This is a genomic window from Clavibacter sp. AC415 (genome assembly GCF_979252985.1).
Genome location: NZ_CEEDAR010000007.1, coordinates 1 through 19,792, shown reverse-complemented (window position 1 = coordinate 19,792; position 19,792 = coordinate 1). Strand labels below are relative to the sequence as shown.

The window sequence follows — 19,792 nt, the reverse complement described above, 5'->3', positions numbered from 1 at the left end:
CGCGCAGGAATCGGACGTAGGCTCTTCTCCGTGCCAGCAGTCAATCTCGGAATGCCGAAGGTCCCTGAGGTCCTCGCGCCCCGCCGGAAGACCCGTCAGATCAGCGTCGGCAAGGTGAAGGTGGGCGGCAACGCCCAGGTCAGCGTCCAGTCGATGACGACGACGCAGACCACCAACATCAACGCCACGCTCCAGCAGATCGCCGAGCTCACGGCCACCGGCTGCGACATCGTGCGCGTCGCGGTGCCGCACCAGGACGACGCGGACGTGCTGCACATCCTGGCCAAGAAGAGCCAGATCCCGATCATCGCGGACATCCACTTCCAGCCCCGGTACGTCTTCACGGCCATCGATGCCGGCGTCGGCGCCGTGCGCGTCAACCCGGGCAACATCCGCAAGTTCGACGACCAGGTGGGCGCCATCGCGAAGGCCGCGAAGGCCGCGGGCGTCTCCATCCGCATCGGCGTGAACGCCGGGTCCCTGCACCCGAGCCTGCTCCAGAAGTACGGCAAGGCCACCCCCGAGGCGCTCGTCGAGTCCGCCGTGTGGGAGGCCAGCCTCTTCGAGGAGCACGACTTCCACGACTTCAAGATCTCGGTCAAGCACAACGACCCGGTCATCATGGTGAAGGCCTACCGCCTGCTCGCCGAGCGCGGCGACTGGCCCCTGCACCTCGGGGTTACCGAGGCGGGCCCCGCGTTCCAGGGCACCATCAAGAGCGCCACCGCGTTCGGCATCCTGCTCTCCGAGGGGATCGGCGACACCATCCGCGTCTCCCTCTCCGCGCCGCCCGCGGAGGAGGTCAAGGTGGGCCTGCAGATCCTGCAGTCGCTCAACCTCCGCGAGCGCAAGCTCGAGATCGTCTCCTGCCCGAGCTGCGGCCGGGCGCAGGTCGACGTCTACTCGCTGGCCGATCAGGTCACCGAGGGCCTCAAGCACGTCAACGTGCCGCTGCGCGTCGCCGTCATGGGCTGCGTCGTCAACGGACCGGGCGAGGCCCGCGAGGCCGAGCTCGGCGTCGCGTCCGGCAACGGCCGCGGGCAGATCTTCGTCAAGGGCGAGGTCATCAAGACCGTCCCCGAGGCCGAGATCGTCCAGACGCTCATCGAGGAGGCCAACCGCCTCGCCGCGGAGATGCCCGCCGGGTCCATCGGCAGCCCCGAGATCCTCGTCTGACCCACCCTTCTCCCGCCCGCCCGCGAGGCGGCCGCGCGTCCGCGCGCGCCGTCTGCGCGTAGGCTCTGCTAGTCGTCCGCCCGGCGGACCGCCCCACGAACTGAGGATGCTGTTGAACGGTAACGCCACATTCCGGCATCGGAACACCTCCCTGCTGGGCTCGCCAGCGTCCTCGCCCCGCACACCGTGACGTCGGCCGAGATCGACGAGCGGCTGAAGCCGGTGCTCTCGCGCCTCCGCCTCCCCACGGGCCTCCTGCAGCGGGTCGCCGGCGTCCTGGAGCGCCGCAACTGGGACGCCGACATGTCCTTCGACGCGGCCGCCACGGAGGCGGGCCGCAAGGCGCTCGCCCAGGCGGGCGTCGACGCCTCGCAGATCGGGCTGCTCATCAACACCTCCGTGACGCGCGCGCACCTCGAGCCGAGCGTCGCCGTCAGCATCCACAACGGACTCGGGCTGCCGTCGTCGGCCCTCAACTTCGACATCGCGAACGCGTGCCTCGGCTTCGTGAACGCGATGACGCTCGCCGGCCACCTCATCGACTCGGGGCAGATCGACTACGCGATGATCGTCGACGGCGAGGACGCCGGCGAGATCCGCCACAACACCGTCGCGCGCCTGCTCCGCCCGGAGACGACGCGCGCCGACTTCCTCAGCGAGTTCCCGAGCCTCACCCTCGGCGCGGGCGCCGCGGCGGCGGTCCTCGGCCGTACGAGCGACCACCCGGAGGGCCACCGGGTCCTCGGCGGCGTCACGCGGGCCGCCACCCAGCACCACGAGCTCTGCATCGGCGACGTGGACGGCATGTTCACCGACACGAAGGAGCTCCTCCGCGGCGGGATGGAGCTCGTCGTCGCGGCATGGACCGAGGCCGCCCAGGACGACTGGGACTGGTCGGACATGGACCGCTACATCCTCCACCAGGTGTCGGACGTGCACACGAACGCCATCGTCAAGGCCGCGAAGCTCGACAAGTCTGCGCGTGCCGCTGACGTACCCGCGCTACGGCAACGTCGGTCCCGCGAGCATCCCGATCACGCTCGCCGACCAGGCGGACAGCCTCAGCCGCGGCGACCGCGTGCTCTGCATGGGCGTGGGCTCCGGCCTCAACACGGCCATGACCGAGATCCTCTGGTAGCCGCGGCGTGAGCGCACCGTCCGCGGGCTCCCTGGCGACCGTCCCCGTGCCCGGCCCCGACGGGCGCCCGCTCCCCGGGCTCGACCCGGCCTGGTCGCGCGTGGTGCGCGCGGGCGGCCACGGCTGGCACGTCCTCGACACGGGGGAGCGGCTGGCAGCCACGGGCGCTCCTGTCGCGGGCACCATCCTGTGCGTGCACGGCAACCCGACGTGGTCGTACCTGTGGCGGCGCATCGCGGCGGAGTCACTGGCGCGCGCCGAGCGGGATCCCTCCCGGCCGGCCTGGCGCGTCGTCGCCGTCGACCAGCTCGACATGGGCTTCTCGGAGCGCACGGGCGTCGCCCGCACCCTGCCGATGCGCCTCGACGACCTGCAGGCCCTCACCGACGGGCTCGGTCTCTCGGGCTCCGGCGCGTCCTCGCCCGTCGTCACCCTCGGGCACGACTGGGGCGGCGTCGTCAGCCTCGGCTGGGCGCTCCGCAACCGCGACGTGCTCGCGGGCGTGATGGCGCTCAACACGGCCGTGCACCAGCGGGCGGGCGAACCCATCCCGTGGCCGCTCCGGCTGGCGCTCGCGACGGGGATCCACGACGCGGCGACCCGCGGCACGCCCGGGTTCCTCGCCACGACGCTCGCGCTCGGCCATCCGCCGCTCGACGCCGCCGTGCGCCGCGCGTTCTCCGCGCCCTACCGCGGCGCCGATCGTCGAGAGGGCATCCGCGGATTCGTCGCGGACATCCCGGTCGGCCCCGCGCATCCGAGCCACGCGACCCTCGTCGACATCGCCGAGGGCCTCCGCGGCCTCGAGCTGCCGGCCCTGCTCGTCTGGGGCCCGCGCGACCCGATCTTCTCCGACGTGTACCTCTCCGACCTCATCGAGCGCCTGCCGCACGCGGACGTGCACCGGGTCGAGGGCGCCGGCCACCTCGTCGCCGAGGACCACGACTACGCGTCCACCGCGCTCGACTGGCTCGCGGACCGCGTGGCGCCGGGGTCCGCCGTCCCTGCCCCCGGGCCGCGCGAGCGGGCGTCCGCGTCCGTGGCCGCGGGGGCCGACGACGCCGTCCGCCCCCTCGGCGCCCTCCTCGAGGAGCTGCGCGACAGCGGCGCGCCCGTCCTCGTCGAGATGGCCCCCCGCGGCGGCGGGGGGTCCGCGCACCGTCTCCTGGCGGCTGCTCTCGCGCCGCGTCCGCGAGATCGCCGCGGACTGCACGCCCGCGGCCTGCGGGCCGGCGACCGGGTCTCGCTCCTCGTGCCCCCGGGCGCCGACCTCACCGCGCTCCTCTACGCGTGCCTGCGCATCGGCGCGATCGTGGTGGTCGCCGACGCGGGCCTCGGCGTGAAGGGCCTCGGCCGCGCCGTCGCCGGGTCCCGGCCGGACATGGTCGTGGGCATCCCCGCGGGCCTCGCGCTCGCCCGCGCGCTCGGCTGGCCGGGGGAGCGGATCTCCGTCACCACGCTCGCGCCGCCTGTCGCCCGCGCCCTCGGCGTCGCCGCGAGCCTGCCGGAGATCGCCCGCGAGGGCCGCGCCCAGGTGCTGCCACCGGAACCCTCGGCCGACGACGATGCCGCGATCCTCTTCACCTCGGGATCCACGGGCCCGGCGAAGGGCGTCGTCTACACGCACCGCCAGCTGGCGGCCCTCCGCGACACCCTCGGCGGGCGCTTCGACGTGGGCGTCGGCACGGGCCTCGTCGCGGGCTTCGCGCCGTTCGCGCTCCTCGGCCCCGCGCTCGGCGCCACGAGCGTCACGCCCGACATGGACGTGACCCGCCCGCGCGACCTCACCGCGTCGGCCCTCGCGGCCGCGGCCCGGGCGGTCGACGCCACGGTCGTGTTCGCGTCGCCGGCCGCGCTCGCCAACGTCGTCGCGACCGCCGACGCGCTCACGGCCGACGACCGCGCCGCGCTCGCCCGCGTGCGGTCCCTGCTCTCGGCGGGGGCCCCGCTGTCGGAGCCCCTGCTGGCGCGCGCCGCCGCGCTCGTCCCCGCCGCCGAGGTGCACACGCCGTACGGCATGACCGAGGGCCTGCTGCTCACCGACGTGACGCTCGACGGGATCCGCGCCGCCGCCCTCCGCGGGGACGCGGGGGTCTGCGTCGGCGCACCCGTCGCCCCGGTCCGCATACGCATCAGCCCGCTCGACGCCGACGGCGCCGCCACGGGCGCCCTCACCGACGAGCCGGGGATCACCGGCGAGATCGTCGCCGAGGCGCCCCATGTGCACGACCGGTACGACCGCCTCCACGTCACCGACAGGGCGGCCCGCCGCGACTCGGCGGACGGCGTCCGCCGCCATCGCACCGGCGACGTCGGCCACCTCGACGCCACCGGCGCGCTCTGGGTCGAGGGCCGCCTGCCGCACGTCATCACGACCGCCGAGGGCGTGCTCACCCCCGTCGACCCGGAGCAGCGCGCCGAGTCGGTCGCCGGGGTGGGCCGCGCCGCCGCCGTGGGCGTGGGGCCCGCGGGGGTCCAGCAGCTCGTGCTCGTCGTGGAGCGGGTGCCCGCCGCCCGCCGCGTGGGGCTCGCGGACGCGGACCTCGCGGCCGCCGTGCGCAGCGCCGTGGGTCGGGACGTCGCGGCCGTCATCGTGGTGCCGGTGCTGCCGACGGACGTCCGTCACAACTCCAAGATCGACCGCGCCCGCCTCGGCCGCTGGGCCGCGGGCATCCTCTCCGGCGGCCGGGTGAGCGCACCGTGATCGTCCTCGTCACGGGGGCCAGCGGCATGCTCGGCCGTGCCGTCGCCGAGCGACTGGTCGCGGCCGGGCATGCCGTCCGCACGTTCCAGCGCCAGCCGTCGGGCCTCGCCGCGAGCGGCACGGTCCCCGTCCCGGGCGCGGTCGTCGACCTGCGCGGGAGCGTCACCGACGCCGCGGCGGTGGCGCGGGCGGTCGACGGCGTCGACGCCGTCGTGCACCTGGCCGCGAAGGTGTCGCTCGCGGGCGACCCGGCCGACTTCCGCGCCGTCAACGTCGCGGGCACGCGCGCGCTCCTCCGCGGCGCCCGCGCGGCCGGCGCCTCCCGCTTCGTCCACGTCTCCTCGCCGTCCGTCGCGCACACGGGCCTCTCGATCGTGGGCGACGGCGCGGGACCGGCGGATCCCGTGCGCGCCCGCGGCGACTACGCGCGCACGAAGGCCGAGGGCGAGCTGCTCGCCCTGGCCGAGGACTCGCCGGCCATGCGCGTTCTCGCCGTCCGCCCGCACCTCGTGTGGGGTCCGGGCGACACGCAGCTCGTCGCGCGCATCGTCGACCGCGCCGCGCGCGGCCGGCTCCCGCTCCTCGGGCACGGCGCGGCCCTCATCGACACCGTCTACCGCGACAACGCCGCCGACGCGATCGTCGCGGCGCTCGACCGCGCCGACACTGCCCACGGCCATGCGTACGTGGTGACGAACGGCGAGCCGCGCCCGGTCGCCGAGCTCCTCGCGGGCATGTGCCGGGCGGCGGGCGTGCCGGCGCCGCGGATCCGCGTGCCCGCCGCCCTCGCGCGCGCCGCCGGGGGGGCGGTCGAGCGGGTCTGGGCCGTGCGCCCCGGTTCCGACGAGCCGCCCATGACCCGGTTCCTCGCCGAGCAGCTGTCCACCGCGCACTGGTTCGACCAGCGGGAGACGCGCCGAGCCCTCGGCTGGACCCCTGCCGTGAGCCTCGACGAGGGCTTCGAGCGCCTCCGGCTCTCCTACCGCGCCGGCGGCGCCGTCCGCGGCTGATCGCCGTCCGCCGCTGATCGGCCCGGGCGGGCGGGAGCCTCCGGGCCGGATCGCTAGGCTGGTCCGGTGTCCACACGCCTCTCCCAGCTCTTCGTCCGCACCCTCCGGGAAGACCCCGTCGACGCCGAGGTCGCGAGCCACCGCCTCCTCGTGCGCGCCGGCTACATCCGCCGCCAGGCGCCCGGCATCTTCGCCTGGCTGCCGCTCGGCCTCCGCGTCAAGCGCAAGGTGGAGGCGATCGTCCGCGAGGAGATGGAGCGCATCGGCGCCCAGGAGGTGCACTTCCCCGCGCTGCTGCCGGCCGAGCCGTACCAGGCCACGGGCCGGTACGACGAGTACGGCCCCGGGATGTTCCGCCTCGAGGACCGCAAGCGCGCGCCGATGGTGCTGGCGCCCACCCACGAGGAGTTCTTCGCGCTGCTCGTGAAGGACCTCTACTCGAGCTACAAGGACCTGCCCCTGTCGATCTACCAGATCCAGGACAAGTACCGCGACGAAGCCCGGCCCCGCGCCGGCATCCTCCGCGGCCGCGAGTTCACGATGAAGGACGCCTACTCGTTCGACGTCACCGACGAGGCGCTCTCCGTGAGCTACCAGGCCCAGCGCGACGCCTACGAGCGCATCTTCCAGCGGCTCGGCCTCGAGTACGTCATCGTCGCTGCCGACGCGGGCGCGATGGGAGGGTCCAAGAGCGAGGAGTTCCTGCACCCCACGCCCATCGGCGAGGACACCTTCGTGCGGTCGGCCGGCGGCTACGCGGCCAACGTCGAGGCCTTCACGACCCTCGTCCCCGACGCGGTCCCCATCGAGGGCCAGCCCGAGGCGCGCGTGTTCGACTCGCCCGACACCCCCACCATCGCCACGCTCGTCGACCTCGCGAACGCGCGGGAGCCCCGCGAGGACGGACGCGCCTGGACCGCCGCCGACACGCTGAAGAACATCGTGCTCGCGCTCACGCACCTCGACGGCACGCGCGAGCTCGTCGTCGTCGGCATCCCCGGCGACCGCGACATCGACCTGAAGCGCGCCGAGGTCGCCTTCTTCCCCGCCGAGGTCGAGCCCGCCACCGAGGGCGACCTCGCGAAGCAGCCGGGCCTCGTCAAGGGCTACATCGGCCCGTGGTCGCCCGAGGGCCCCGTGCTCGGCTCCACGTCGTCGACGCGCGTCCGCTACGTCGTCGACCCCCGCGTCGTCGACGGCACCGCCTGGATCACGGGTGCCAACGTCGCCGGGCAGCACGTGCTGTCGCTCGTCGCCGGCCGCGACTTCACCCCCGACGGCGTGGTCGAGGCCGCGGACGTCCGCGACGGCGACCCCGCGCCCGACGGCTCCGGGCCCATCAGCGCGGCGCGCGGCACCGAGATCGGCCACGTGTTCGAGCTCGGCCGCAAGTACGCGGAGGCGCTCGGCCTCAAGGTCCTCGACGAGAACGGCAAGCTCGTCACGGTCACCATGGGCTCGTACGGCATCGGCATCACGCGGAACCTGGCGCTCGTCGCCGAGGCGACGCAGGACGGCCGCGGCCTCCTCTGGCCCGCCTCCGTCAGCCCGTTCGACGTGCACGTGGTCATGACCGGCAAGGACGAGGCCGTGCGGACCGCGTCCGAGGAGCTCGTCGACGCGCTCGACGCATCCGGCCTCGACGTTCTCTTCGACGACCGCCCCAAGGTGTCGCCCGGCGTGAAGTTCGGCGACGCCGAGCTCATCGGGGTGCCCACCATCGTCATCGTCGGCCGCGGCGCGGCCGACGGCATGGCGGAGCTCTGGGACCGCCGCACGAACGAGCGGACCCCGATCGCGCTCGGCGACGTCGTGGGGGGCACTCGCCGCCGCGCGCTGATCCCCGCACCGACGTCCCGCAGGCTGCCCCACCCGTCCGGGTCGGGTAGCCTGTGGTGTTTCCAACCGAATAGAGGAGTCGCCCGTGGACATCGACCTGAGCGTCTTGCGCATGATGGAGCGCGAGCGCGAGATCCCGTTCGAGGAGCTCGTCTCGATCATCGAGCAGGCCATCCTCACCGCCTACCTCAAGCACACCGACCAGGCCGACGCCAAGCCCGTCGCCGACGGCGTGCCCCCGCCCGCGTGCACCTGGACCGCAAGTCCGGCCACGTCTCCGTGCACGTCCCCGAGCTCGACGAGGACGGCCTCGTCATCGGCGAGTCCGAGGACAGCCCGAGCGACTTCGGCCGCATCGCGGCGTTCGCCGCCAAGCAGGTCATCAACCAGCGCCTCCGCGACATCGGCGACGACCGCATCCTCGGCGAGTTCAAGGGCCGCGAGGGCGACATCGTCGCCGGCGTCGTGCAGCAGGGCCCGAACCCCCGCATGATCCACGTCGACCTCGGCACCATCGAGGCCATCCTGCCGCCCGAGGAGCAGGTGCCGGGCGAGCGGTACGTGCACGGCTCGCGCCTGCGCGTCTACGTCACGAGCGTCTCCCGCGGCGCCAAGGGGCCGCAGATCACGGTCTCCCGCACGCACCCCTCGCTCGTCCGCAAGCTGTTCGCGCTCGAGGTGCCCGAGATCGCCCAGGGCCTCGTCGAGATCGTGTCGCTGGCCCGCGAGGCCGGCCACCGCACCAAGATCGCCGTGCGCGCGACCGAGCCGGGCATCAACGCCAAGGGCGCCTGCATCGGTGAGCTCGGCCAGCGCGTCCGCGCGGTCACCGCGGAGCTGAACGACGAGAAGATCGACATCGTCGACTACTCCGAGTCGCTGCCCGTGTTCGTCGGCAACGCGCTCTCTCCCGCCCGCGTCACGAGCTCGTTCGTCATCGACCAGGCAACCAAGGCCGTCCGCGCGCTCGTGCCGGACTACCAGCTGTCGCTCGCCATCGGCAAGGAGGGCCAGAACGCCCGACTCGCCGCGAAGCTCACGGGCGCGAAGATCGACATCCAGCCCGACAGCATCCTCGAGGGCGACGACTGAGCGCCGCCCGCCACGACCCCGCCTCGCCGCCGCCGGACGGAGGGGGCAAGCACTGGGTCCGGTAAGAACGTGCGTCGGCTGTCGTCGGCGTGCCCCGAGGTCCGCTCTCTTGCGGATCGTCGCCGATCCCCGTACGCGCTCCCTCGTCCTCGACGAGCGTGCCGTGCTGGCCGGCCGGGGTGCGTGGATCCATCCGACCATCGAGTGCATCGACAGAGCGATCGCACGGCGCGCCCTCGGGCGGGCCCTGCGGAGCGACGCGGCGCTCGACCCCGCAGCTCTTGGGACTACGAGAGCGGCTCGCGGCCCAGCCGAGCGCGCGAGCATCCGAGAGAACAGGCTGAACGGCACATGGACAACTAATGAGCGGCTCGAAATGAGATCCGTCCAGCACTAGCGGTCCCCTCCCGCCTGGGAGAGGACCCCCAGACAGGAGAACAGTGGCAAAACCACGCGTACACGAGATCGCCGCCGAGATCGGCGTCGACAGCAAGACCGCACTCGCCAAGCTCAAGGAGATGGGCGAGTTCGTCAGGGACGTCGTCGAGCATCGAGCCCCCCGTGGCCCGCAAGCTCAAGGCGGCCCTCGAGGCGGCAGGCCTCACCGGACAGGCCGCGGCTCCCGCCGCGACGCCGTCGTCCGCCCCGCGCCCCGGCAGCCGCACGTCGGCCCCGAAGCCCGGCGGTCGTCCCACGCCCGGCCCGCAGCCCACCGCGCCCGTCGCCGACGCCCCCGAGGCGTCCGACGTGCCCATGCCCGCCGCGCCGCTGACCGTCGCGGAGCGCCAGGCCCAGGCCGAGGCGACCCGCAAGGCCGCCGCGGCGGAGAAGGCCGAGGCCGAGAAGTCGACCGCGTCCGCCACCCCGGAGGCTCCTGCCGCCGCGACCCCGAGCGCCCCGCGCCCGGACGCCGGCAGCGCTCCCCGCGCCCTCCAACGGCATCCCGCGTCCCGGGATCCGCGTCCGGCGGCCCCGCGCCCCGGCAACAACCCCTTCGCGAGCAACCAGGGCATGGGCACCAAGCCCCGCCCGGGCAACAACCCGTTCGCGAGCAACCAGGGCATGGGCCAGCGCCCCGCCGCGGGAGCCGCAGGCCCCCGCCCGGCCGCTCCCCGTCCCGGATCCCCCCGCCCCGGCGCCCCGCGTCCCGGCGGTCCCGGCCAGGGCGCACGTCCCGGCGGCTTCGGCCAGCGTCCCGCGGGTGCGGGTCGCCCCGGCGGCGCCCCCGGCGGAGCGGGACGCCCCGGCGCCCCCGCGGCCGGCGGCTTCCAGCGTCCTGCCGGCGGCTTCGCCGGTCGCCCCGGTGGCGGCGGCCGTGGTCGCGGCCCCGGCGGCGGCACCGCGGGTGCCTTCGGCCGTGGTGGCGGCAAGAGCAAGTCGCGCAAGTCGAAGCGGACGAAGAGGGCCGAGTTCGAGCTGCGCGAGGCCCCGTCGCTGGGTGGCGTCAGCGTCCCCCGCGGCGACGGCAGCACGATCGTCCGCCTGCGCCGCGGCGCGTCCATCTCGGACTTCGCCGACAAGATCGACGCGAGCCCCGGCAACCTGGTGACCGTGCTGTTCCACCTCGGTGAGATGGCCACGGCGACCGAGTCGCTCGACGAGGCCACCTTCGAGGTGCTCGGCACGGAGCTCGGCTACAAGATCCAGGTCGTCTCCCCGGAGGACGAGGACCGCGAGCTGCTCGAGGGCTTCGACATCGACCTCGACCAGGAGCTCGAGGACGAGGACGACGACGTGCTGGAGATCCGGCCGCCCGTCGTCACCGTCATGGGCCACGTCGACCACGGCAAGACGCGCCTGCTCGACGCCATCCGCAACGCCAACGTCATCGAGGGCGAAGCGGGCGGCATCACGCAGCACATCGGCGCGTACCAGGTCTGGGCGCCGCACGAGGGCTACGAGCGCGCCATCACCTTCATCGACACCCCGGGCCACGAGGCGTTCACCGCCATGCGCGCCCGTGGTGCGCAGGTCACCGACATCGCGATCCTCGTGGTCGCGGCCGACGACGGCATCATGCCGCAGACGGTGGAGGCCCTGAACCACGCCCAGGCGGCGAACGTGCCGATCGTGGTCGCGGTCAACAAGGTCGACAAGGAGGGGGCCAACCCCGCCAAGGTGCGCCAGCAGCTCACCGAGTACGGCCTGGTCGCCGAGGAGTACGGCGGAGACGTCATGTTCGTCGACGTGTCGGCGCTCACCGGCAAGGGCGTGAACGACCTCCTCGAGGCCGTCCTGCTCACCGCCGACGCCGGGCTCGACCTGCGCAGCAACCCGAACAAGGACGCGCGCGGCGTGGCCATCGAGGCGCGCCTCGACAAGGGCCGCGGCGCTGTCGCGACCGTGCTCATCCAGTCGGGCACGCTCCGCGTGGGTGACGCCATCGTGGCGGGCACGGCCTACGGCCGCGTCCGGGCGATGATGGACGAGAACGGCGACCCGGTCCATGAGGCCTACCCGTCGCGTCCCGTCCAGGTCCAGGGCCTCTCGTCGGTCCCCGGCGCGGGCGACACCTTCCTCGTCACCGAGGAGGACCGCACCGCCCGTCAGATCGCCGAGAAGCGCGAGGCCGTCGAGCGGAACGCCCAGCTGGCCAAGGCCCGCAAGCGCATCAGCCTCGAGGACTTCACGCGTGCGCTGGAGGAGGGCAAGGTCGAGTCGCTCAACCTCATCATCAAGGGCGACGTGTCCGGTGCCGTCGAGGCGCTGGAGGAGTCGCTCATGAAGATCGAGGTGGACGACTCCGTGCAGCTGCGGATCATCCACCGCGGCGTCGGAGCGGTCACCGAGAGCGACGTCAACCTGGCGACGATCGACAACGCGATCATCATCGGGTTCAACGTCCGCCCCGACCCGAAGGCCCGCGCCCGCGCGGCGCGCGAGGGCGTCGACATCCGCTTCTACAGCGTCATCTACTCGGCGCTCGAGGAGATCGAGTCGAGCCTCACGGGCATGCTCAAGCCCGAGTTCGAGGAGGTCCAGTCCGGCGTCGCCGAGATCCGCGAGGTGTTCCGCTCCTCCAAGTTCGGCAACATCGCGGGTGTCATCGTGCGCTCGGGCACCATCACCAGGAACGCCAAGGCGCGGGTCATCCGCGACGGCGTGGTGGTGGGCGACAACCTCGCCATCGAGTCGCTGCGACGGTTCAAGGACGACGTCTCCGAGGTCCGCACGGACTTCGAGGCGGGCATCGGCCTCGGCAAGTTCAACGACATCCAGATCGGCGACGAGATCGAGACGATCGAGATGAAGGAGAAGCCGCGGGCGTAGCCTCGGCTGATCCGGGCCCCGTTCCCCACCAGGGGAGCGGGGCCCTACCCGTCCCGCCGCAGGCGGGGCACGCAGGACGCCGGGCGGCACCGCCCGGCCGCACCCGTCACGGAAGGACGTCGACCATGGTCGATCACGCGAGGGCCCGGAAGATGGCCGACCGCATCAAGGAGATCGTCGCGCGCAAGCTCGACCGGGGCATCAAGGACCCGCGCCTCGGCTTCGTGACAGTGACCGACGTCCGCGTCACGGGCGACCTGCAGCACGCCAGCATCTTCTACACGGTCTACGGCACCGACGAGGAGCGCGCCGACACGGCCGCGGCCCTCAAGTCCGCCACCGGCATGCTCCGCAGCGAGGTGGGCAAGAACATCACCGCGCGGCTCACGCCGTCGCTCGAGTTCATCCTCGACGGCGTGCCCGAGAACGCCGCCGCGATCGACGCCCTGCTCGAGGAGGCGCGCCGCCGCGACGCCGACGTGCACACGCAGGCGCAGGCCGCCGTCTACGCGGGCGACGAGGATCCGTACGTCAAGCCGCGCGTCGTCGCGGAGGACGACGACGAGGACGACGACGACGAGGACGGCGTCGACCGCTCGGCGCCCGGGTACGAGCCCGCGCACTGACCCGCCCCGTCGCCTTCCGATCGGCGGGCCCCGCCCGCGGGCGGACCGTCGCGTCCTGCGTCAGCTCGGGAGGGCGAAGGTCCCGTCGGGCTGGCGCACCGCGAGGCCGTCGGCGAGGAGCCCGGCCAGCGCGCGCTCGCGCTGCACGGGCTCCGACCAGGCGGTGGCGAGATCGGCGGCGCTGACGGGGGAGTGGCTCGACCGCAGCTCCGCGAGCAGGAGGCCGCGCACCTGGCGGTCGGAGCCCTCGTAGCGCTTCTGCGTCGCACGCGCCGGCCCGTCGTACGCGGGGTACCCGGCCGCGCGCCACGCGCACAGGTCGCGCACCGGGCAGTCGTCGCAGCGCGGCGCGCGGGCCGTGCAGACCACCGCGCCGAGCTCCATCGTGCCCGCGTTGAACAGCCGCGCCTCCGCCACGTCGTCGGGCAGCTGCGCCTCCATCGCGGCGAGGTCCCGCGTGGTGCGCGCGGGACCGGGATCGCCCTGGCCGGCCACCGCGCGGGCGAGCACGCGGCGGACGTTCACGTCGACGACCGGGTGCCGGTGGCCGTACGCGAACGCGGCGACCGCGCGCGCCGTGTACGGGCCGACGCCGGGGAGGTCGAGCAGGGCGTCGACGTCCTCGGGGACCTCGCCGCCGTGCCGCTCGACGATCGCGACCGCGCACGCGTGCAGGGCCAGCGCGCGCCGCGGGTAGCCGAGCCGGCCCCACGCGCGCACGGCCTCGCTCGCCGGCGCCTGGGCGAGGGCCGCGGGCGACGGCCAGCGCGTCAACCACTCCTCGAGCCGCGGGATCACGCGGACCACGGGCGTCTGCTGCAGCATGGACTCGCTGACGAGGATGCCCCAGGATCCGAACCCCTCGCGCCGCCAGGGGAGGTCGCGGGCGTTCTCCCGGAACCACGCGGTGATCCGTGGGGCGAGGGCGGTCTCGGGCATCCGGCCAGCGTACGAGACGATGCGCCTAGGCTCGGCGCATGCCCCTGTACCGCGCCTCCCGCGCCGAGGTCCTGTCCTCGCTCGCCGACGAGTTCCTGCACAACTACGGCCGGGGGCGCGCCTTCCTCGCGGTCGACGGCGGTCCCCTCGCGGACGCGCCCGCCTTCGCGCACGACCTCGCCGACGTGCTCCGCGCGGACGGCCGCGGCGCCTACGTGGCGTCGGCCGCCGACCACCACGTCGACGGATCGGCGGACGGCCCCGATGCCGACGGTCTCCGCGACGCGCTCGTGCGGCCCTTCCGCCGCCCGGGCACGCCCTTCGCGCTGCGGCCGGGCGCCGACCCCGTGACGGACGCGCCCGACGACGCCGTGCTGATCGTCGCGGGCGACGGCCTCCAGACCGAGGCGCTCCGCGGCCTCTGGAACGCCGTCGTCTACCTGCTCCTCCCGGACGAGCCGCTCGCGACCTCGGGCGGCGATGCCGCGTCCGCGCCGCAGGAGGCCCACGCGCGCTACATCCGCGCGGTGAACCCCCGTCGGGCGGCCACGATGATCGTCGACGTCAGCGATCCGGACCTCCCGCGTCGCGTCTTCGCCGACAGCTGCTGAGGCGGCACCGCCGTCGCGTCCGCTCAGCGGGGGATGAGCCGCGCGAGCTCCGCGGGCGACAGGTGGCGGCCGCTGGACTCCACGCCGTGCACGAGCTGCACGAGGGCGGCGTTCACGCGCGCGTCCTCCCCGGCGCCGGGCGCCAGGGCGGAGACCGCGCCGTTGAGGTGGTCGACCTCCGTGGGGCGGTCGCGGCGGATGCTCTGCAGCGTCGAGCCCGGGTTCGGCACCCGGCCCATCGACCGCGCGAGCGCGACCGGCACCCGCTCCGCCAGCCCGAGCGGCAGCGACGCGAACAGGCGCAGGCGGCGGTGGGAGAGGCCGCCGAGCGGCGCGAACACGACGCCCCGGGCGAGACCCGTCCGCACGGTCTCCTGCATCGCGCGCGTGACGATGCGGCGCATCGCGGGATCGGCGATCGCGGCCTGGACGCTGAGGCCGGTGACGGCCGGCACGGCGTTGATCCCGTCGATGACGAGCTTCGTCCACTGCGCGCCGAGGAAGTCCTCGGCGACCGTGACGGGCATGACGGGATCCAGCACCTCCCGCACGAGCGCGACCCTGGCGCCCTCCGGACCGTCCGCCGAGCCGATCTGGATGCCGGCGGCCGACGTCACGGTGACCAGGCCCGGCTCCGAGAGCGACGCCGCGACGAGCGCGAGCCCGCCGACGACCTGGGAGCGGGGCAGGCACTCGGCGCCCATGGTGATGGCCGAGAGCCCGTTCTGCACGACGAGGACGGGGATCCCGCGGAGCTCAGCCGGCGTTCTCGGTCATCGCGTCGCGCGCGTCCGCGATCTTGGTGGCGACGACGGCCAGCTCGGGCGGGCGGCCCAGCCGCTCGGCCGCCGCGACGCGCGCGACGGTGCCCGCCCCAGCCGCCGGAGAGCCGCAGCCCGCGGTCTCTGCACGGCGCGGAGGTGGGGGCCGCGGGCGGTGACGTCCACCTCGTGGCCGTCGCGTTCGAGCAGCGCCGCGATGGTCCCGCCGACGGCGCCCGCGCCCAAGACACCGATCCGCACGCGTCCTCCTGTCGACCCCTCGATCCTACGGCGGGCGCATCGGACCGACCCGGGAGCGCGGCCGGGCACGGCATGATGGTCAGGCCATGAGTACCCCGACCCCCCGCGCCGCGCCGTCCACCGCGAGCTCGGCCTCCTCCTCGTCGACAAGCGCGGGGAGTGGACGAGCCACGACCTCGTCGCCCGCACCCGCCGCCTGGCGGGCACCCGCAAGGTCGGGCACGCCGGCACGCTCGACCCCATGGCGACCGGGGGCTCATGACTCCTCGGCGTCAACAGCTCCACGCGCCTGCTGACCTACCTCGTCGGACTCGACAAGGAGTACCTCGCCACCATCCGCCTCGGCCGCGCCACCACGACGGACGACCGGGAGGGCGAGGTCGTCTCCCGCGCGGAGCCCTGGCCGGATCCGCGACCTCGCCGTCGCCGACGTGGAGCGCGCGATCTCCGGCCTCCGCGGCGTCATCTCGCAGGTGCCGAGCGCGGTGAGCGCGATCAAGGTCGACGGCAAGCGCGCGTACGCCCGGGTCCGCGCGGGCGAGGAGGTCGAGCTCGCCGCGCGCGAGGTCACCGTCTCCGCCTTCGACGCGCTCCGCTTCGACGCCGTCGCGCCCGAGGAGGGCGAGGAGGACGGCGCCCAGCTCGACCTCGACGTGCGCATCACGTGCTCGTCCGGCACCTACGTGCGGCTCTCGCCCGCGACCTCGGCCGCGAGCTGGGCGTCGGCGGCCACCTCACGGCCCTCCGCCGGACGCGCGTCGGGCCGTTCCACGTCGACGACGCGGTCGCCATCGACGACCTCGTCGTCGCCGACCGGCTCATCCCGCCGGCCGACGCCGCCGGCCGCCTCTTCGACGTGCTCCACCTCACCGAGCAGGAGGCCGTCGACCTCGGGCACGGCAAGCGGCTGACGACGCCGGACGAGGCGCCGACGGAGGATCCGCTCGCCGCCGTCGCGCCGGACGGCCGGCTCGTCGGGCTGGTCGGCTTCCGCGGCCGGACGGGCACCTCGATCGTGAACTTCCCCGCCGACGAGGCCGGTGCCCGGTGATCGGCTGGTTCACCGTCGCGCAGATCGCGGTCGCGGTCGTCGCCGGAGGCGCCGTGCCTCGTGCTCGGCGCCGTCGGCCGGAAGCCGAGCGACCTGACGATGGGGCCCACCGCGCTCGTGGGAGGTGTGGCCGTCGTGCAGCTGGTCGTGGCGATCGTCGCGCCCGCGGTCGGCAACCCGCCCTCGGGGTACCTTGTCGAGTACTACGCCTACCTGCTGAGCGGACTGCTGATCCCGCCGCTCGCGATGTTCTGGGCGCTCGTGGAGCGCACGCGCTGGAGCACCGTGATCCTCGGCGTGCCGCCTCGCCATCGCGATCATGGTCTACCGGATGGACGTCATCTGGAACGTGCAGGCGGCGTGACGGCCGCTTCCGGCGGGTAGGGGATAATCGCAGGTGCCATGACTGACTTCCGTACCTCGCGCATGACCGGTCTCGGACGGGTCCTGGTCTTCTTCTACGGCCTGCCGGCCCTCGCTGCCACGGGTCGCTCGGTCACCCAGATCCTCACCAAGTTCGACGAGGCCCCCGTCGCGTACGCGCTGTCGGCGCTCGCCGCGGTCGTCTACATCGTCGCCACCGTGGCGCTGGTCGCCCCCGCGCGCACGCCCGAGGCCGCGCGCCGCTGGTACCGGATCGCGTTCGCCACCATCGCCTTCGAGCTCGTGGGCGTCCTGGTCGTCGGCACGCTGAGCCTCGTCGACTCCGAGCTCTTCCCGCATGACAGCGTGTGGTCGGTCTACGGGTACGGGTACGTGTTCATCCCGCTGGTGCTCCCCGTGCTCGGCCTGCTGTGGCTCCGCCGCGGCGGACGCAGCCGCGTGAGCGCGGTGGACGAGCGCGCCCGGTGCGCGGGGGCCGCTGACGTGCTCGTCGTCCACGACCCGGCCGACGTGCCGGACGACTTCGGGCCGAGCGCCGTCGCCATCGGCGAGTTCGACGGCGTCCACGCGGGCCACCGCGCGGTCATCCGGCGCCTCCTCGGCATCGCGGCGGACGATGCGCTGTCCTCCGCGGTGGTCACGTTCGACCGGCACCCCGCCGCGCTCCTCGCACCCGCGGCGCGCCCGCAGAGCCTGCGTCAGCAACCGCCAGAAGATCGAGCTCCTCGAGGAGCTCGGCGGTCGACGCCACGCTGATGCTCCCCTTCGACGAGCGGCTCTCGCGGCTCGATCCGGAGGCCTTCGTTACCACCGTCCTGGTCGACGCGCTGCACGCCCGCGTCGTGCTCGTGGGCGAGGACTTCCGCTTCGGCGCCGGGGGCGCCGGCGACGCGGCCACGCTCACGCGGCTCGGCGAGGCGCACGGCTTCCGCACGGTGGTCGTGGGCGACGTCATGCCGGACGGCAGCCGCAAGGTCTCCTCCACGTGGATCCGCGATCTCATGGACCGCGGGGACGTCACCGCCGCGGCCGAGCTGCTGGGCCGCGCGCCCGCCGTCCGCGGGCTCGTGGTGCACGGCGAGAAGCGCGGCCGCGAGCTCGGGTTCCCGACCGCGAACCTCTCGCCCGAGGCCGAGGGCCTCATCCCCGGCCGACGGCGTCTACGCGGGCTGGCTGCGCGACGGCTGACTCGGTCGTACCCGTCGGCCATCTCGGTGGGCACCAACCCGACCTTCGCCGGTGTCCGTCCCCGCGTCGTCGAGGCGTTCGTGCTCGACGAGACGCTCGACCTCTACGACCACGAGGTCGAGGTCGTGTTCGTCTCCCGGATCCGCGGCGCATGGTCGCCTACGAGGGCCGCGAGCCGCTGATCGCCCAGATGACGGACGACGTGGTCCGCACCCGCGCGGTGCTCGGGATCTAGGCGGCCGCGGCCGGACCCGCGTCGCCCCCGGGCGGGGCGTGCGGCCGAAGAGGTACATGATCAGCGTCGAGGCCGTCGCCTCGATCGCGAGGGCCGTGGCCGACGCTCCAGCCGCCGTCGATCGCGCGCAGGGTGCCGGCCCGCAGCACCCCGCGGATCCCGGCCGGCGCGATGGCGGCGCGGGCCACGGCGACGGCTCCCGTCGAGCGCGGGTCGAGCTCCAGGTCGGCCTTCAGCGCGTGCGCGATGTCGAAGGCGTGCACGACCACCTCGAGGAGCTCCGGCAGGCGCTTGCGGCCCTTCCCGGCGCGCTTGTCGGCGGCGATCGCGCGGATGCGGGCCACGAGCTCCTCGGGACTGCGGGCGGCCTCGTCGGCGCTGAGGTCGTCCATCACGCGCATGGGGTTCAGGTGGGGACGGCGGCGCATGGACCCCACGGCCGTGCGCACCATCGCCGCGTTGCTCGCGCCCACGCGCCACACGACGTGGCCCGCGACGTCGCGGACTGTCCACCCGTCGCACATGCTCGCAGCCTCCCAGCCGTCGGCGTCGAGCGACGCGAGGAGGTCGGCCGTGCGGTCGAGCACGTCCGCGATCTGCTCGCTCCAGACGCCGGTGACCGCGGGCTCGGGTTCGGACGCGCGCTGGCTGAGGGGCAGGTGCCGGGAGATCTCGCTCATGGCGGAGAGCCTATTCCGGCCGCCGTAGAATCTGGTGGTGACGACACCTCCCGCCGCTCCCCGCGCGGGTGCGCTCCTCGCCCTGGTCGGCATCGTGCTGGTGGCCCTGAACCTCCGCACCGCCGTGGCCGTCTTCTCGCCGATCGTGACGGAGATCGGCCGCGACGTGCCGCTCGACAGCGTCGCCATCGGCGTCCTCGGGGCCCTGCCGCCCGTGTGCTTCGCGCTCTTCGGCCTCCTCGCGCCCGCCATCTCCCGCCGCCTCGGCCTCGAGCTGACCGTGGTCGTGGGCCTCGGCGCGATGGTCGCGGGGCACCTCGTGCGGGCCGCGTCCGGCGACGTGGTCGTCTTCGGCATCGGCACGGTCCTCACCCTCGCGGGGATGGGGCTCGGCAACGTGCTCCTGCCGCCGCTCGTGAAGCGGTACTTCCCCGGCCGGATCGGGCCGCTCACCTCGCTCACCACCGTCATGATGTCGATCAGCACGGGCGTCCCCCTCGCTCGTCGCCGCGCCCCTGGCCGACAGCGCCGGCTGGCGGGTGCCGCCATCGGGGCGTCGGCCGCCGTCGCGGTCGTCGCGCTCGTGCCGTGGATCGCGCTCCTCGTCGAGCACCGCCGTCACACCCGTCGGGAGCGCGAGGCGGCCGCGGGCCTCGACCAGGTGGAGGAGGCGCCCGCCGCCGTCACCGGCCGCGTGTTCCGCTCGCCCGTCGCCTGGGCCCTCGTCGGGATCCAGGCCGCGTCGTCGTTCAACGCGTACTCGATGTTCGCATGGCTGCCGGCGCTGCTGCAGGACACCGCCGGCCAGACGCCCGTGGCCTCCGGCG

The 19,792-nt window shown here is 74.3% G+C and carries 11 protein-coding genes and 9 pseudogenes; 16 read left to right on the top strand and 4 right to left on the bottom strand.

What is annotated here, in order from left to right; genetic code table 11:
• The first annotated feature begins 30 nt into the window (after window positions 1-30).
• The 9 genes and pseudogenes from ispG to rbfA all read left to right on the top strand — a co-directional run bounded on the left by ispG (window position 31) and on the right by rbfA (window position 12,855).
• Window positions 31-1,176, top strand: coding sequence for a flavodoxin-dependent (E)-4-hydroxy-3-methylbut-2-enyl-diphosphate synthase (ispG, locus tag ACZ411_RS02320; protein ID WP_464168249.1), 1,146 nt, complete (start codon window positions 31-33; stop codon window positions 1,174-1,176).
• A gap of 106 nt (window positions 1,177-1,282) precedes the next feature.
• Window positions 1,283-2,314, top strand: a pseudogene (locus ACZ411_RS02315) (3-oxoacyl-ACP synthase III).
• A 46-nt stretch (window positions 2,315-2,360) separates the two neighbouring features.
• A pseudogene (locus ACZ411_RS02310) lies at window positions 2,361-5,018 on the top strand (alpha/beta fold hydrolase).
• The gene (locus ACZ411_RS02305) at window positions 5,015-6,028 is read left to right on the top strand and encodes an NAD-dependent epimerase/dehydratase family protein (protein WP_464168247.1); all 1,014 of its coding nucleotides are present in this window, start codon (window positions 5,015-5,017) and stop codon (window positions 6,026-6,028) included. The pseudogene ACZ411_RS02310 and the gene ACZ411_RS02305 overlap by 4 nt, the downstream one beginning before the upstream one ends.
• Before the next feature lie 66 nt (window positions 6,029-6,094).
• Window positions 6,095-7,846: pseudogene (locus ACZ411_RS02300) on the top strand (proline--tRNA ligase); the annotation flags it as partial.
• Window positions 7,847-7,952: 106 nt separating this feature from the next.
• A pseudogene (nusA, locus tag ACZ411_RS02295) lies at window positions 7,953-8,959 on the top strand (transcription termination factor NusA).
• Window positions 8,960-9,068: 109 nt separating this feature from the next.
• Window positions 9,069-9,356 carry a YlxR family protein gene (locus tag ACZ411_RS02290; RefSeq protein ID WP_464168245.1) on the top strand — a complete coding sequence of 96 codons (288 nt, stop codon included), beginning with the start codon at window positions 9,069-9,071 and terminating at the stop codon, window positions 9,354-9,356.
• A gap of 43 nt (window positions 9,357-9,399) precedes the next feature.
• Window positions 9,400-12,229, top strand: a pseudogene (gene infB / locus ACZ411_RS02285) (translation initiation factor IF-2).
• A gap of 125 nt (window positions 12,230-12,354) precedes the next feature.
• Complete coding sequence (gene rbfA, locus ACZ411_RS02280) at window positions 12,355-12,855, top strand: 30S ribosome-binding factor RbfA (protein WP_464168243.1); 501 nt, start codon at window positions 12,355-12,357, stop codon at window positions 12,853-12,855.
• Window positions 12,856-12,915: 60 nt separating this feature from the next.
• Here rbfA and ACZ411_RS02275 read toward each other — a convergent pair whose 3' ends face one another.
• The gene (locus ACZ411_RS02275) at window positions 12,916-13,794 is read right to left on the bottom strand and encodes an HhH-GPD family protein (protein WP_464168241.1); all 879 of its coding nucleotides are present in this window, start codon (window positions 13,792-13,794) and stop codon (window positions 12,916-12,918) included.
• Window positions 13,795-13,832: 38 nt separating this feature from the next.
• On the opposite strand from ACZ411_RS02275, the gene ACZ411_RS02270 reads away from it, so the two are divergent.
• Window positions 13,833-14,405 carry a nucleoside/nucleotide kinase family protein gene (locus tag ACZ411_RS02270; protein WP_094116284.1) on the top strand — a complete coding sequence of 191 codons (573 nt, stop codon included), beginning with the start codon at window positions 13,833-13,835 and terminating at the stop codon, window positions 14,403-14,405.
• A gap of 23 nt (window positions 14,406-14,428) precedes the next feature.
• On the opposite strand, the gene ACZ411_RS02265 is transcribed toward ACZ411_RS02270, so the two are convergent.
• Window positions 14,429-15,136 (bottom strand): ketopantoate reductase family protein, encoded by a 708-nt coding sequence (locus tag ACZ411_RS02265; RefSeq protein WP_464168238.1) that lies wholly within the window; start codon window positions 15,134-15,136, stop codon window positions 14,429-14,431.
• Between the two features lie 42 nt (window positions 15,137-15,178).
• A complete protein-coding gene (locus ACZ411_RS02260) occupies window positions 15,179-15,427 on the bottom strand; it encodes a 2-dehydropantoate 2-reductase N-terminal domain-containing protein (RefSeq protein WP_464168236.1) in 249 nt (82 codons plus the stop codon).
• A gap of 86 nt (window positions 15,428-15,513) precedes the next feature.
• Here ACZ411_RS02260 and truB point away from each other — a divergent pair.
• From truB to ACZ411_RS02235, 5 genes and pseudogenes are all read left to right on the top strand, one after another.
• Window positions 15,514-16,478, top strand: a pseudogene (truB, locus tag ACZ411_RS02255) (tRNA pseudouridine(55) synthase TruB).
• Window positions 16,475-16,842 (top strand): annotated as a pseudogene (locus tag ACZ411_RS02250) (hypothetical protein). Before truB ends, ACZ411_RS02250 begins: the two co-directional pseudogenes overlap by 4 nt.
• Window positions 16,843-16,880: 38 nt before the next feature.
• Window positions 16,881-17,344 (top strand): annotated as a pseudogene (locus ACZ411_RS02245) (hypothetical protein).
• 1 nt (window position 17,345) lies between these two features.
• A pseudogene (locus ACZ411_RS02240) lies at window positions 17,346-17,788 on the top strand (bifunctional riboflavin kinase/FAD synthetase); the annotation flags it as partial.
• Window positions 17,789-17,815: 27 nt separating this feature from the next.
• Window positions 17,816-18,232, top strand: coding sequence for a riboflavin kinase (locus tag ACZ411_RS02235; protein WP_464168269.1), 417 nt, complete (start codon window positions 17,816-17,818; stop codon window positions 18,230-18,232).
• 49 nt (window positions 18,233-18,281) lie between these two features.
• Here the strand turns inward: ACZ411_RS02235 and ACZ411_RS02230 are convergent, their stop codons facing one another.
• Window positions 18,282-18,965 carry a maleylpyruvate isomerase family mycothiol-dependent enzyme gene (locus ACZ411_RS02230; protein ID WP_464168234.1) on the bottom strand — a complete coding sequence of 228 codons (684 nt, stop codon included), beginning with the start codon at window positions 18,963-18,965 and terminating at the stop codon, window positions 18,282-18,284.
• A 37-nt stretch (window positions 18,966-19,002) separates the two neighbouring features.
• On the opposite strand from ACZ411_RS02230, the gene ACZ411_RS02225 reads away from it, so the two are divergent.
• Window positions 19,003-19,792 (top strand): MFS transporter (locus ACZ411_RS02225; RefSeq protein WP_464168232.1); only part of this gene is annotated, 790 nt, incomplete at its 3' end.